At 69.2% G+C, this 12,936-nt stretch carries 16 protein-coding genes; 8 read left to right on the forward strand and 8 right to left on the reverse strand.

Features of this window, described 5'->3' with window-relative positions; all coding sequences use genetic code 11:
• Positions 1–10 precede the first annotated feature (10 nt).
• Positions 11–238 carry a recombinase zinc ribbon domain-containing protein gene (locus NGM07_RS21590; protein ID WP_253520351.1) on the reverse strand — a complete coding sequence of 76 codons (228 nt, stop codon included), beginning with the start codon at positions 236–238 and terminating at the stop codon, positions 11–13.
• 155 nt (positions 239–393) lie between these two features.
• Positions 394–1,293, reverse strand: coding sequence for an ArsR/SmtB family transcription factor (locus NGM07_RS21595; protein WP_253520352.1), 900 nt, complete (start codon positions 1,291–1,293; stop codon positions 394–396).
• A 263-nt stretch (positions 1,294–1,556) separates the two neighbouring features.
• On the opposite strand from NGM07_RS21595, the gene NGM07_RS21600 reads away from it, so the two are divergent.
• On the forward strand, positions 1,557–2,471 hold the full coding sequence (locus tag NGM07_RS21600) for an FAD binding domain-containing protein (protein WP_253520354.1): 915 nt from the start codon (positions 1,557–1,559) through the stop codon (positions 2,469–2,471).
• Positions 2,472–2,486: 15 nt separating this feature from the next.
• On the forward strand, positions 2,487–2,987 hold the full coding sequence (locus NGM07_RS21605; RefSeq protein ID WP_253520356.1) for an SRPBCC family protein: 501 nt from the start codon (positions 2,487–2,489) through the stop codon (positions 2,985–2,987).
• Between the two features lie 60 nt (positions 2,988–3,047).
• On the opposite strand, the gene NGM07_RS21610 is transcribed toward NGM07_RS21605, so the two are convergent.
• Entirely contained in the window at positions 3,048–3,266 is a 219-nt protein-coding gene (locus tag NGM07_RS21610) for a hypothetical protein (RefSeq protein ID WP_253520358.1), read from the reverse strand.
• A gap of 79 nt (positions 3,267–3,345) precedes the next feature.
• Positions 3,346–3,537, reverse strand: coding sequence for a hypothetical protein (locus tag NGM07_RS21615; protein ID WP_253520360.1), 192 nt, complete (start codon positions 3,535–3,537; stop codon positions 3,346–3,348).
• 191 nt (positions 3,538–3,728) lie between these two features.
• Here NGM07_RS21615 and NGM07_RS21620 point away from each other — a divergent pair, with 191 nt between their 5' ends.
• Positions 3,729–4,169, forward strand: coding sequence for a Rieske (2Fe-2S) protein (locus NGM07_RS21620; RefSeq protein WP_253520362.1), 441 nt, complete (start codon positions 3,729–3,731; stop codon positions 4,167–4,169).
• A gap of 56 nt (positions 4,170–4,225) precedes the next feature.
• On the opposite strand, the gene NGM07_RS21625 is transcribed toward NGM07_RS21620, so the two are convergent.
• Positions 4,226–4,441, reverse strand: a complete 216-nt coding sequence (locus tag NGM07_RS21625; RefSeq protein ID WP_253520363.1) for a hypothetical protein — start codon at positions 4,439–4,441, stop codon at positions 4,226–4,228.
• A gap of 246 nt (positions 4,442–4,687) precedes the next feature.
• On the opposite strand from NGM07_RS21625, the gene NGM07_RS21630 reads away from it, so the two are divergent.
• The 3 genes from NGM07_RS21630 to NGM07_RS21640 all read left to right on the forward strand — a co-directional run bounded on the left by NGM07_RS21630 (position 4,688) and on the right by NGM07_RS21640 (position 7,569).
• Positions 4,688–5,479 carry a hypothetical protein gene (locus tag NGM07_RS21630; protein ID WP_253520365.1) on the forward strand — a complete coding sequence of 264 codons (792 nt, stop codon included), beginning with the start codon at positions 4,688–4,690 and terminating at the stop codon, positions 5,477–5,479.
• Complete coding sequence (locus NGM07_RS21635) at positions 5,476–6,822, forward strand: hypothetical protein (protein WP_253520367.1); 1,347 nt, start codon at positions 5,476–5,478, stop codon at positions 6,820–6,822. Before NGM07_RS21630 ends, NGM07_RS21635 begins: the two co-directional genes overlap by 4 nt.
• Positions 6,823–6,894: 72 nt before the next feature.
• Complete coding sequence (locus NGM07_RS21640; RefSeq protein ID WP_253520369.1) at positions 6,895–7,569, forward strand: nucleotidyltransferase family protein; 675 nt, start codon at positions 6,895–6,897, stop codon at positions 7,567–7,569.
• A gap of 58 nt (positions 7,570–7,627) precedes the next feature.
• Here NGM07_RS21640 and NGM07_RS21645 read toward each other — a convergent pair whose 3' ends face one another.
• From NGM07_RS21645 to NGM07_RS21655, 3 genes are all read right to left on the reverse strand, one after another.
• Positions 7,628–8,290, reverse strand: coding sequence for an alpha/beta hydrolase (locus tag NGM07_RS21645; RefSeq protein ID WP_253520371.1), 663 nt, complete (start codon positions 8,288–8,290; stop codon positions 7,628–7,630).
• A gap of 50 nt (positions 8,291–8,340) precedes the next feature.
• Entirely contained in the window at positions 8,341–8,487 is a 147-nt protein-coding gene (locus tag NGM07_RS21650; protein ID WP_253520373.1) for a hypothetical protein, read from the reverse strand.
• 73 nt (positions 8,488–8,560) lie between these two features.
• Positions 8,561–10,051: an aldehyde dehydrogenase family protein gene (locus tag NGM07_RS21655; protein ID WP_253520374.1), complete on the reverse strand. Its 1,491-nt coding sequence runs from the start codon at positions 10,049–10,051 to the stop codon at positions 8,561–8,563.
• Between the two features lie 299 nt (positions 10,052–10,350).
• Here NGM07_RS21655 and NGM07_RS21660 point away from each other — a divergent pair, with 299 nt between their 5' ends.
• Together NGM07_RS21660 and NGM07_RS21665 are read left to right on the forward strand one after the other, a co-directional pair.
• Entirely contained in the window at positions 10,351–11,046 is a 696-nt protein-coding gene (locus tag NGM07_RS21660) for a class I SAM-dependent methyltransferase (protein WP_253520376.1), read from the forward strand.
• A gap of 109 nt (positions 11,047–11,155) precedes the next feature.
• Positions 11,156–12,877 (forward strand): thiamine pyrophosphate-binding protein, encoded by a 1,722-nt coding sequence (locus NGM07_RS21665; protein ID WP_253520377.1) that lies wholly within the window; start codon positions 11,156–11,158, stop codon positions 12,875–12,877.
• Positions 12,878–12,936 lie beyond the last annotated feature (59 nt).

Consider the following 12,936-nt stretch of genomic DNA (forward strand, 5'->3'; position numbering starts at 1 on the left):
CGGTTCGTCGTCAGTGTGTGGACGGAAGGACGTCTTTGACGGGGTAGAGGTCCTCGTGGATGCCTTCGCCGTCGCAGTCCTCGTTCGGACATCGATAGTACCAGCCGTCGTCGGTGGCCTCGGAGGACTGGAACCGTTCGCCGCACCGGCCGCAGAAGAGCCGCGAATCGAATCGTTCGGCCTCTCGCGAAAGGTCTACGTCCTTCCCCTTCTCCCGACTCTCGAGCAGTTGAGCCATATCCGTATCTACCGCGTTCCAATATAAAATAGCCACTGTTTCCGGACGTACAGTGTGGTGTCACTCCACATATCCGAACCGGGAGAGGACGAACGTCGGGGAAACCGAAAGCGAGCGTCGGGTGGCGACCGGGAACGGGCGGCGACGAGGACGTGTCAGCGACCGCGGAGGTGGATTCCGGCCGCGACCCCGACGAGCACGACCAGTCCGCCGAGGAAGAACACAAGCCCCGGCGGGAGCGACGACAGGGCCTCGGTTCCGCCGGCGTCGGCCATCGCGGTGGTGGTTTCGCGCGCGGCGTCGGCGACCGTCGTCGCCTCCATCGAGCGCGTCGTCTCGGCCGCCGTCCGCGTCGCCTCCGCGGCCGTCTCCGTGGCCGCCTGTGTCGTCCGTGCCGCAGTTTCCGTCGCCGCGTCGCCGCCCCGCTCGGTGGTGGTCCGCGTCATATCGGTGACGGTGACCGACTGGTCGTCGAAACCGCCGCTCGCGCCGGTCGTCGCGTCGGCGGTCGCGTTCGCGCCCTTCGATAGCTGGTAGTCTCCGGCGTCCGCACCCGTCGTCACCTTCGCGGCGTCGCCGCTCGCGCCCGTGAAACCGACGTTCAGCCACTCGCCCGGCCGGCCGAACCGCCGCTGCACGAGGAGGCTCGACAGCCCCAGGATGCCGAGCGCGCCGAGCAGTCGCGAGAGCGCGGCTTCCAGGCCCGGCGCGTCGTCCTCGCCGCCCGCGAAGACGACCAGCGGTTTGGCCGCGGGTGCGTAGACGTTCATCTCACGGCCCTTCTCGGAGTAGACGGTGTCGGCGACCGAGACGAGGTCGGCGTCCTCCAGCTTTTCGAGGTGGTACCGGACGTTCTGGATGGAGGTGTCGGCCGCCTCGGCGACGGCGGAGGGGGTCGCGGGTTCGTCGTACAGCGCCGCGAGGATGTCGCGGGCCGTGTCGGACTGGAGCGCCGACAGCAGGGCGTCGGCGTCGTCGCTATCGACGCCGATGACCCGCGGGTCGGTGTCCTCGCCGACGTCGGGGTCCGGGTTCGAGGGCAGGAGGTCGGCCATACGGGGTCGTTTTCGCCAGGCGAGATATAATTTTGTCCCTCCGTCGCGGGCACGATTCTCCTTCGACCGGCTTTATACCGCATCCGGCTCGACGCGAGTCGGCAAAACCGACCCCCCGGGGGACGCCTCGGTACGTGAACTCACGCCAACATTTATTAGGACCCTACCTGATAGTCCGGTATCGTCTCGACGACGGCGTCTGCGACCGGACCGACGCTCCCGGTCGCACGCGAACCGCCAGCCGACTACCACCCGACACACCCATGAAACCGGCACCGTTCGAATACCACCGACCGACCACGGTCGCCGAAGCGACCGCCCTCCTCGCCGAGCACCGCGACGCCGAACTGATGGCGGGCAACCAGTCGCTCGGCATCGTGATGGCGAACCGACTGGCGACGCCCGACCACATCGTGGACCTCGGCGGCGTCGAGGAACTCGACGGAATCGAGGAACGCGCCGACGGCGATATCGCCGTCGGCGCGATGACGACCCACCGGACCATCGAGCGCTCGGACCTGCTGGCCGAACGTCTGCCGATGCTGCCGGAGGCCGCAGCGCAGATCGCCGGCCCGAGCGTCCGCAACCGTGGGACGCTCGGCGGGAGCGTCGGCGAGGCCGACCCGGCGGGCAACTACCCCGCGGCGCTCCTCGCGCTCGACGCGACCCTCGAACTCGCGTCGGCCGAGGAGACGCGGAGCGTCCCCGTCGCCGACTACTTCATCGCGTACATGTTCACCGACCTCGGCGAGGACGAGATCATCACGGCCGCGCGAGTGCCGACCGACCCCTTCCCGCCGGAACGGACCGGAATGGCGTTCCTCGAACTCAAGCCCGCCGCACAGACCTGGCCCACCGTGAGCGCGGCGTCGGTCGTCCGGGTCGACGACCCCGACGCCGACGACCCCGTAATCGAGGAAGTTCGGCTCGCGCTGGCGAACGCCGCCGACGTGCCGCTCCGTGTCGAGGCGGCCGAGGAGGCCCTCGAAGGAGAACCGCTCTCCGAGGAGACGCTCGACGCGGCCGCCGCGGCCGCGACCGAGGCCGCCGACCCCGAAGCCGAGATGCACGCCGACCGCGAGTTCAAGGAGGAGGTCGCGGGCGAGTACGCGAAGCGCTCGCTCGAAACGTCCTACGAACGCGCGACGGACGGCGATTCGACCCGCAGCGACGCGTAACGGAGACAGACAACGATGATGGAATTCGACGGCGATTTCGAGTCAGACCTGCCCCGAGAGGAACTGTGGAAGTACTTCACCGACCCGGACGTGCTCGCAGAATGCGCGCCGGGGTGTGACAGCATCGAGATGCGGTCGCCCCACGAACTCACCGCGACCGTCGCGGTGGGCGTCGGGAGCGTCAAGCCCACCTTCGACGTCGACGCGGTGGTCACGAAGGCCGACCGGCCCGAACTACTGGAGATGCAGGCCGACGGCAACGCCTCGCGCAACGCCTTCGACCTCGTCGCCGAGATGGCGCTGGTCGAAACCGATTCGGGCGGCACTCGCGTCGACTGGGCCGCCAGGACCGAGGTTTCGGGCATGATCGCGAGCCTGGGTCAGCGCGCGCTCGGGAGCGTCACCCACAAACTCGTCAACGACTTCTTCGAGGACCTGGAGGAGAAAGCCCGCGAGGGCCAACCCGCCGAGTCGAAACTTGAAGCGAAACCGGACGCCGACGCGTCGCTGGAGTGAACGGTCGGCGGTCGGGGATTCGGCGCGAGTGCGCCGGAATAGCCCGTCTTTGCCGGACGCCTACGACTTCGTCCGGTAGTACGGCCCGTAGAGCGCGAGCAGGAGCACCACCCACCCGACGAGCGCGGTGGCGGTACCCACGAACCCGAACCAGAGGTGGTTGCAACAGTAGTACCCCCCGCCGAACGCCCGGAGGAACTCCCGAAGTCCGTAGGCGACGAACAGACTGCCGACGGTCGCGGCGGCCGCGTACCGGCCGAACATCGGTGTACCGGTCACGTTAACCCCCATTCCCCCTAGAACATTAAAGCCATTCGGTCGAGAACAGAACGTCGCGGGCGAGGAACGCGTCCTGAGGCTACTTCTGCTGTGAGAAGGCTGCGCCGAGCGCCACCCCGATACCGACCGCGAGCCACAGCCCCATATCACCGGTCGCCGCCCCCAGCGCGACCCCGATACCCGCCCCGACCGCGATGCCGGCCCCGATTCCCGCGCCCGTGAGTCCGTCGTCCTCGTCGCCGTCCGGGGTTTCGTCGTCCACGTTCGACATGACGGGACGGACGTCGGGCGACGGCTTAAATCGTTCGCGAAGTGACGCTTCCGACATCTTCCGCCACCGTCTTCGGCGAATCTCTGTTTGCGTTTACGTAAACGGAAACGGGAGCGGTGCCCGCCGAGAGTGCGCCGACCGGTCGACCGACGGTCGTCAGGAATTAATCGCCCTGGTCCGTTAGCACGACCGTGACCGACCGAACGCACCTGACGACCGTCGAAACGGTCCACGAGAATCGCTCGTGGCTGTTCACGATTCACGACGAGTACGACGAACCCGACGAGGTCATCCTGTTGCCCTGCGGCGAGGACGACGTTGAGGCTTGGGTGAACCGCTGCACGCACGAGGCCCAGCGCCTCGACAGAGGGTTCGGCGCGGCGGTGCGCGACGGCGAGGTGGTCTGCCCGAAGCACGGGTCGATGTTCGACAACTGCTCGGGCCACTGCGACAACGGCGAGGCGGCCGGGACGACGCTGGTTTCGGTCGACGTGACCGTCGAACTCGGGAACGTCTACCTGACCGACGACGACGTCGAGTTCGTCCACGAGGGCGGCATCGACGAGGGCGACGGCGACGGCGATGACCGGGACGACGACATGCCGGGGTCGACGTCGCACATCGGCTTTTGAAGACCGCTCTCCGGAAGCAATTCATCCGGAAGGTGAATTTGGGAGTCTGTGATGTCCTACTCGCCCTGTTCTCCGTTCGCCGAGGAACCAGTGGCAGAGGCACCGTAGAGAACTCCGAAAAGGCTGATGAGGAGGCCAGCCATCATGCCGATTTGGGCGATTTCGGTGTTCGGCCCGTACTCCCGCCCGTACCGAATCAGGTCGTGGACGAGGGTGAATCCGCTGACGAGAATCACGGCGATGCTGAACAGCATCGGTCGCGTACCTGCCATACTCGGCGTCGTCATCGACCGTACTTCAGCGTTGTGAACCTGTAACGGAGCTAGGGTTTCGACGCACGGTTCGTCGCGCTCCGAAACTCGGAGCGCGGCGGTCAGGGGGTTCAGCATTCGGTTTCCGTCTCCTGAATCTGCACCGGTGTCGGAATCGACGCGAATGGACCGCGGTCCGGCCGAACCCCTAGCGGCGCCCGGGCGCCGAACCCAAGAGTTATCGGCTGTCAACTACCTGCGAGGAGTATGGTCCCCCGAACGCGACGATGCGTCCTCCACGGAGCGGCCGCCCTGCTGGGAGGGTTGGCCGGATGCGGTCGGTCGATGCACGGCGAGACGACCGCCACGCGGTCGGTCCCGCCCGACCGCGAGGACGCCGAATCGGTCCCCGACCACCTCGTCCTCCGGAACACCGTCGAGCGACCGCCGGTGTGGTTCGCCCCCGAAACCACCGCCGCGTCTGCAGACGGTTCGTCGGCAGGCGCGGCGAGCGGAGGCGAGCGGGAGCGACGCGACGACCGCGGATTCGTCGCCGACGCCGAAACCGCGGCGCGGTTGCGGTTCGCCGACGTCGACGGAGCGGAGGAAGCCGAGCAGTTCGTGAACGAAACCGATTACCGAACCGAGACGGTGTACGTCGAGTCGCGGCCGGTTCGGGAGTGTTTCACGCTCGAACTCTGCAACGTCGAGTGGGCCAGCGACGACATCCACACCCAGTACGGAAGCTACTACCGGGCCGCCGACGTCTCCTGCCGCGCCGACGCGAAGGACACCGTCTCGACGCTGATTCGAATCCCCGAAGCGCTCGACCCCAGCAACGTGCGCAGTCACGGTTCGGGGTGGAGCAGCAACGGGTGTCAGTCGAGGCGTCCGGAGCGATCCGAGACGACCGCCGACGCGCCCCACTTCGGCCCGAAGTCGGCGGGGAACTCGACCGGAACGGCGAACGAGACGAAAGCGCCGAGCGGAACGGTGAACGGAACCGCGCCCGCAAACGGAACTGCGACCACGACCGAGCCCACGGAGGACGGGCGATGACACGGAACCGCCCCGCTCCTACCCGGCGCGGATTTCTCGCGCTCGCGGGGAGCGCCGCACTCGCGGGGTGCGGTGGATTCGGCGGGGGCTCCGGCGACGAAGGAGCGAGTATTGACGCTACGGCGCTACGGAAGGCGGTCTCGGGCGACGCGCCGACGGTACCCGAGCCCGCGCCGGTCGAGATCGAGCGTTCGTACCTCGACCGGACGACGGCCCGCGTCCGTGAGCAACTCTCCTCGGTGCCCGCGCCGTTCGACTCGCGGGAGGTACCCAACGGCGCGATACGGGCCGAGCTGACGAGAATGCACGAGGAGGCGACTGCCGAACTCCGGACGGCGCTCGACGAGCAGACGCGGGTCGAGACGATGGAGCGACTCCGCCGCGCCCGCGAACGCGCCCGGGCGGTGGCGGCGGCGTGGGAGGCCATCGACGCCGGGCTCGCCGCGGCCGAGGTTCGGGCGACGATTCCGCGCGTCCGTGCCGACCTCGACGCCTTCCAGCGCCGGTGGCGCTACGTGGGCGACCGACCGGTTCGCGCGGTGGTCGCCCACGCGCAGGTCGAGGAGTTGGTGGCGTTCGCCAACCATCGCCTGCGGCGCGTGGACGAGCGAGCCTCGGGTCGGCGCGCCGGAGAGAACCCGGTCGCGGTCGGTAAGTTCGCCGGCGACGTCGAATCGGCCCGCGCCGCGCTGGCCGACGCCGAATACCTGTACGACCGGTACCTCGCGTCGCTCGCCGACCCGCGGCAGATCGGCTCGGGACTGGAGGCCGCCGGGGAGGCGCTGACTTCGACGCTCGCCGACCGCCGCGAGGGGCTCCCGAACGGCGATTCCGGAAACCTCCTCGCGTTGCTCGACCGGGCCGTCGTGGGAACCCCGGTCGCGTACGCCCTGGACGAACTCGGCGACGTGGACTACGCCGACGGACTCGAAGACGAGCGGGCGACCGGGCGGCGCGCCAGCGTCGTCCTCTCGGTCCACGAGACGCTGGTGCGCATCCGGGCGTTCGAACGCCTCCGAGAGCGCGCGTCCAACGGCGGGCGCCTCACGGTCGAGAGCGCCGACGACGTGCGCGCGGTTCGCCGGGCCGCGATAGCGGCGGTCGAGGAGGTCCGCGACTCGCGGTCCCACCCGTTGCTCGACCGCCGCACGCTCCAGGTCGCGGACGGTATCGGGTACGCCGACCGCGAAATCGCCAGAGCTGCCGAGAACAGGACGGACGGGGGAGTCCGCGTCGAGTGGCTGACTCGCGAGTTGAGCCGGTACTTCGAGATAGCGGCGCAAGCGCGGGCGACGCCCGAGACGAGTGCGGCGGTCGCCGAGGTAGTTCGGTCGCGCGTCTGAGTCCCGGCACGGCCACGCGTCCGCCCACCGCCCGTCAGAACACCTTTCAGCGTCCGGCGCCCACTCGAAGACGTGATACTCGGCGCGCTGTTGGCCGCCGGAACCGGGTCGCGGTTCGAGGGTGACACCGACGTCCGGGTCGGGGCCGACAACAAGCTACTGGCGGACCTCGACGGCGAGCCGGTGGTGACCCGCGCCGCCCGGACCCTCCTGAACGCTCGACTCGACGCGGTCGCGGCCGTCGTCGGCCACGACCGCGAGCGGGTCGCGGCCGCGCTTCCGTCCGGCGTCGAAATCGTCGCGAATCCGGATTACGAGCGCGGCCAGAGCGCGTCGGTCCGGCGGGCCGCCGCGCTCGCGCGCGAGCGCGGCGCCGACGCCGTCCTGTTCGCGCTCGGCGACATGCCCCTCGTGTCCGTCGAAACCGTCGACGCGCTCGCCGCGGCCTACCGCGAGGGGCGCGCGGCCGACGGCGAGGAGCCGGGAATCGTCGTCCCGCGCTACGAGGGCGAGCGCGGCAACCCGGTGCTGTTCGACGCCCGGTACTTCGACGCGCTGGCGGCGGTCGAGGGCGACCGCGGCGGCCGGCGGTTAGTCGAGTCCGAACCGGTGGCGCGGGTGGACGTCGACGACCCCGGCGTCCGGCGGGACGTCGACACCGTCTCGGACCTACGGGCGCTCGCCGAGTCGGCTTCCGGGGCGTCGGACTCGTCCGACGCCCCGGAAGCCGACCCTCACCGGGACTGAATCGGCTCCTCGCTCGCGGCGCGGGCGGCCGCCCGGGGCCGGTCGGCGTCGGCGACGTTCACCGCTCGGCCAGACACGCCAGCGTCCGGTCGACGACCTCGGTGCGGTTCTCGTTGAACGAGTGGTTCTCGCCCGGAATCTCGAACACGTCGCCGTCGGCGACGGCGTCGGCGATGCGCCGGCAGTCGTCGAGCGAGACGCCCCGGTCGTCTGTCCCGCACAGTATCCGCACCGGAACGTCGACGCGGTCGAGGCTCGCGATGCCGACCCGGAGGCTGCCGCTCTCCTCGACCGTCTCGTCCGGGTCGTTGGCGTCCGCGGGGTCGACCGGGAACTTGACTGCGGGCGCCCACAGGATAAGCGACTCGACGGCGTCCGGGACGTGGGTCAGCGCGACGCCGCCGCCGAAGCTCTTGGCGAGGACGTGAACCGTCGAACACCCGTTCGACACCAACCACTCGACCGCGGCGTCCAGTTCGGCGTGCAGTTCCGCGAGGGTCTTGCGCTCCAGTTGCTCGTGGTTCTCCCAACTCTCGTACCGGAGGACTCGCCTGCCGGTGCCGGCGAGTTCGTACGCGACGACGTCGAAGATGTCGCCGAACGGCCCGTGTCCCGCCCCGGGGACGACGACGACGCCCTCCTCGGCGTCCCCGTCCCGGACGTTCAGCCGTCCGTCGTACGTCTCGTCGCCGACCGTCAGTTCGACAGGTTCGATGCTCACTTTTCCAACAATTGAGGCGGAGCTAATAAATCTCCGCCCGGGCGCACGACTCAGTCGAACGCGAGTAGCGTCACGGAGACGACGAGGACGGCCAACCCGCCGAGCGGGCCCAAGACCTCGACACCGACGAGCGTGATGAGCACGACGAGGAGGAATCGGATGTGGCGCAGGAGCGTCAGGGTGGCGTCGTCTGCCATACGAATCGCCGGACGTTCCGGCGAGAAAAAGGTAGCCATCGTCGCTCGGTCCGGCCGGTTCCCCGCGACCCCCTCAGAAGGGGTAGTCGCGCGCTTCGTGCTGGAGGGAGATCCACTTCATCTCGGTGATCTCCTCGAGGAACGCGTCGCTGTTGTAGGTACCCATCCCGGACGCCTTCATGCCGCTGAAGGGAACGTGGGCCTCGTCGTTGATGGGCTGGTCGTTGACGTGGACGTTCCCCGTCTCCATGCGCTTGGAGATCCGCTTTCCGGTTTCGAGGTCGCCAGCGTGGACGGCGCCCGACAGGCCGTACTCGGTGCCGTTAGCTATCTCGACCGCCTCGTCGACGTCCGAGAACGGGATGACCGGCGCGATGGGGCCGAAGTGCTCGTTGCACGCCGCCGCCATGTCGTTGGTTACGTCCGAGAGGACCGTCGGTTCGACGACGAGCGAATCGTCGACGCCGTCGAGCGCTAGCGTGTCGCCGCCGGTTTCGAGCGTGGCGCCGGCGTCGACCGTCTCCTCGACGTACTCCAGCATCTCGTCGCGCTGGGACTCGTCGACGATGGGACCGACGACGGTGTCCTCGTCGTGGGCGCTCCCGGTCGGCAGGCTCTCGGCGCGTTCGACGAGTTTCTCGATGTACTCGTCGTAGACGTCTTCGTGGACGATGTGACGGTTGATGGAGATACAGACCTGTCCCTGGTGGACGAACGACCCGAACGTCGCGCCGTCTATCGCGCGGTCGAGGTCGGCGTCGGCGGTGACGACGAAGGCGTTGTTACCGCCCAGTTCCATCGCCGGGACGGCGAGGTTCTCGGCGGCGATGCCGGCGACGTGCTGACCGACCTCGGTCGACCCGGTGAACGAGACGACGTCGCTCTCGGGGTGGCCGGCCACGCGGTCGCCGATGTCGGAGCCGCGACCGGTGACAACGTTCAGCACGCCGTCGGGGAGGCCCGCCTCCCCGAACAACTTTCCGAAGAGCAGGCCGCCCGTGATGGGCGTGTTGGTCGCGGGCTTGAGCACCACGGCGTTGCCGGCGGCCATGGCGGGCGCGACCGCCCGCATCGAGAGGTTGAGCGGGAAGTTCCACGGCGAGATGACGGTGACGACGCCCTTCGGTTCGCGCAGGACGAGGTTCTCCTTGCCGGGGATGTTCGAGTCGACGTGTTCGCCCCGCATCCGGCGCGGGAGCGTCGCCGCCTCGCTCGCGTGGTCGGACGCGATCTGGATCGACGTCTCGCCCATGAGTCGCGAGCCGCCGGCCTCGTGGCCGAGGAGGTCGATTATCTCGTCATCATGGTCCTGCAACGCCTGCAGGAACTGCTGGACGACCTGCTGGCGGTGGGCGGGCGGCTGTTCGGCCCACTCCGTCTGGGCCGCCGCCGCGGCCTCGTACGCGGCGTCGACGTCGGCTTCGGTAGCCGCCGGGACGCGGGTGACCGTCTCGCGGGTGGACGGGTCCTCGACCTCGATGGCCTCGTCGCTTCGCGCGTCGGTCCACTCGCCGTCGACGTACAGCGCGTTCCAATCGGCGTCTATCGAGAGGTCAGTGGGCATCGGTGGTGGACTGTAGGTCGTCGACACACAAAGGGGAAATCAAACGGGAGAAACCGACCCTGAGCGACACACCCAAGGGCGTCACGGAGTAAGTCCTAGGTTCCGCAGTCGAGACGGGCGACCCTACCCGAAGTCGGCGAACCGGCGGAAGCGTCGGGCGGGCGAACGACGGGCGACCGGCGAGCGAACGACGGACGACCGGCGAGCGAACGACGGACGACCGGCGAGCGAACGACGGACGACCGGCGAGGGCCGACTCGGGGCAAGATTCAACAGCGGCGGTTCAGTACGTGTCACCGATGGTCGAGAGAGACGCCGTCCGCCGGGCGTACGACGAGTTGGCCGAAACCTACGCCGCACAGCGGTCCGAGGGCGGTCGCGGGACGGAAGTTCTCGCGGAGTTCCTCGACTCGCTCCCCGAGTCGCCCCGCGTCCTCGACGCCGGATGCGGACAGGGGACGCCGGTCCTGCGCCGACTCGACGCCGTGGGACCCGCCGTCGGCGTCGACTTCTCGCGCGAGCAACTGCGGCTGGCGAGGACGAACGCCCCCGGCGCTTCGCTCGCCCGGGGCGACATGACGGCGCTCCCCTTCGACGACGACGCGTTCGACGCCGTCGTCGCGTACTGGTCGCTGATCCACGTCCCGCTAGCCGACCACCCGACGGTCGTCGAGGAGTTCGCGCGGGTCGTCCGGCCGGGCGGTCGCGTCCTGCTCTGCGAGGGGACCGAGGAGTGGGTCGGCGAGAACCCCGATTGGCTCGACGGCGGGGTCGAGATGCAGTGGGAGATTGCGGGCGCACGGGCGACCCGGAACCAGTTACGGAACGCCGGGTTCGACGTCGTCGAGGAGTGGGGCGTCCCTGAGCCGTTCGAATCGGACGACGAGGAGAGCGACGACCGCACAGAAGGAGACGACTCGGGGGGCGATGAGGACGCGTGGACGTTCTTCGCCGCGCGACTCGACCCGGAGGCGTCGACCGCTCCGAGCGGCTGAGACACCTCCGGGAAGCGATAGACCAAAGTCGCCCGCCCGAGACGTTCAGGGAGACAACCATGCCCACGCCACCGTCCGCGTTCGGAGCGCTCGCCCGGGAGGCCCGCCGATGACCGAAACCAGCGAGGCCGTCGTCGACCAACTGGAGGAGTTGGGCGTCGAGTTCGTCTTCGGCTACCCCGGCGGCCGGGTCATCGAGTTGCTGGACGAACTGCCCGACTCCGAGGTTCGGGTCGTCCGCCCGCGCGACGAGCGCGAGGGGAGCGTGATGGCCGAGATGCACGGTCGGCTCACGCAGAACCCGGGCGTGCTCGCGGGACAGGGACCCTGGATAGGGAGTCTGGGAACCATCGGCCAGATGGAGGCCCGCCTGTCGTCGTCGCCGATGGTCGTGCTCACGGAGGCCAGCGAGCGCGGCGACTACTCGACGCTCGCGCCCTACCAGCAGGCCAGGGGCGACTACGGCGGCCTCGACCTGCCCAAGATTCTCGACGGGGTGACCAAGGAACACTGGTTCCCCCGCTCGCCGACCGAGACGCTCCGGAGCGTCCAGTTGGCGTTCAAGCACGCCACCGCGGGCCGGCCCGGCCCGACCGCGGTCATCTTCGACGGCGACGCCATCACCGCGGAGGTGCCCGAGGACCCGATGCCGCCCGTGTGGGACGCCGACGAGCAGGTCCGCAACTGGGACTCGGCGCCGACCGAGCGGGACGTCGAGGCCGCCGCGGAAGCCTTCGCGGACGCCGACCGCCCCGTGATAATCGCGGGCAACGGCGTCCACGCCGCGCAGGCCTACGACGAACTCCGGGAGGTCGCCGAGGCCTACGACGCCGTCGTCGCCACCTCCTACCTCGGGAAGTCGACGATTCCCGAAACCCACGACCTCGCGGCGGGCGTCATCGGCTCGTTCGGCCACGAGGGCGCGAACCAGGTGGTCAGCGAGGCTGACGTCCTGCTGGTCGTGGGCTGTCGGATGAACCCGATGGACACCAACTGGCAGGCGTCGTCGTTCATCCGCCCCGACGAGCAGACCATCCTCCACGCCGATATCGACACCCGGAACGCCGGATGGGTCTACCCCGCCGACGTGGGCCTCATCGGCGACGCCGAGGAGAGCCTGCGCGCGCTCTCGGCCGCGGCCGAGAGCGCGCGCGAGGCGGCGGGGAGTTCGGACGACGACTGGGCGCGCGACCGGGCCGCAGAGGCTCGCGAGTCGTTCCACGCGCCCGAGTGCGACTCCGACGCCGCGCCCATCAAGCCCCAGCGCGCGGTCAAGGAGATAGAGGCCGTCGTCGACGAGGACACCATCGTCACCGCCGACTCGGGGAACAACCGCTTTTGGCTGCTGAACTACCTCCAGACGCCGGGAATCCGGACCTACTTCGGGTCGGGTGGCGTCGGCGGAATGGGCTGGGCGACCCCGGCCGCCGTCTCGGCGGCGCTCACGACCGACAAAGACGTTATCGGCGTCGCGGGCGACGGCGGGTTCGCGATGACGATGACGAGCGTCGAGACGGCCGTCGAGCAGGGCGTCGCGCCCACCTTCGTCGTGCTCAACGACACCAGCCTCGGGATGGTCCGCCAGATGCAGGAGTCCGAGGGCGACATCGCGGGCGTGGAGTTCCACGACACCGACTTCGTGGCGGTCGCCGAGGGCTTCGGCGCGGAGGGCATCCGGGCGACGACGCCCGACGAACTCGCCGTCGCGCTCGCCGAGGGGAAGGACAACGACGCCCCGACCGTCATCGACGTGCGAATCGACCGTAAGGAGGACATGGCCGAGAAACTGCAGTCGTCGTTCTACGCGGAGGTCGGCGGACTCCACGAGTAAGCGGGCGAGCGCGCCGTCCGAACGCCCGCATTCGTCCGAGGATATTTACCGCACACCGT

The sequence above is a fragment of the Halorussus vallis genome, from assembly GCF_024138165.1.
In the GTDB taxonomy this organism is placed as follows: domain Archaea; phylum Halobacteriota; class Halobacteria; order Halobacteriales; family Haladaptataceae; genus Halorussus; species Halorussus vallis.

Coding starts and splice junctions, on each gene's coding strand:
- NGM07_RS21590 (WP_253520351.1), bottom strand. CDS start 238: ATGGCTCAACTGCTCGAGAGTCGGGAGAAGGGGAAGGACGTAGACCTT.
- NGM07_RS21595 (WP_253520352.1), bottom strand. CDS start 1,293: ATGGCCGACCTCCTGCCCTCGAACCCGGACCCCGACGTCGGCGAGGAC.
- NGM07_RS21600 (WP_253520354.1), top strand. CDS start 1,557: ATGAAACCGGCACCGTTCGAATACCACCGACCGACCACGGTCGCCGAA.
- NGM07_RS21605 (WP_253520356.1), top strand. CDS start 2,487: ATGATGGAATTCGACGGCGATTTCGAGTCAGACCTGCCCCGAGAGGAA.
- NGM07_RS21615 (WP_253520360.1), bottom strand. CDS start 3,537: ATGTCGAACGTGGACGACGAAACCCCGGACGGCGACGAGGACGACGGA.
- NGM07_RS21625 (WP_253520363.1), bottom strand. CDS start 4,441: ATGGCAGGTACGCGACCGATGCTGTTCAGCATCGCCGTGATTCTCGTC.
- NGM07_RS21630 (WP_253520365.1), top strand. CDS start 4,688: ATGGTCCCCCGAACGCGACGATGCGTCCTCCACGGAGCGGCCGCCCTG.
- NGM07_RS21635 (WP_253520367.1), top strand. CDS start 5,476: ATGACACGGAACCGCCCCGCTCCTACCCGGCGCGGATTTCTCGCGCTC.
- NGM07_RS21650 (WP_253520373.1), bottom strand. CDS start 8,487: ATGGCAGACGACGCCACCCTGACGCTCCTGCGCCACATCCGATTCCTC.
- NGM07_RS21655 (WP_253520374.1), bottom strand. CDS start 10,051: ATGCCCACTGACCTCTCGATAGACGCCGATTGGAACGCGCTGTACGTC.
- NGM07_RS21660 (WP_253520376.1), top strand. CDS start 10,351: ATGGTCGAGAGAGACGCCGTCCGCCGGGCGTACGACGAGTTGGCCGAA.
- NGM07_RS21665 (WP_253520377.1), top strand. CDS start 11,156: ATGACCGAAACCAGCGAGGCCGTCGTCGACCAACTGGAGGAGTTGGGC.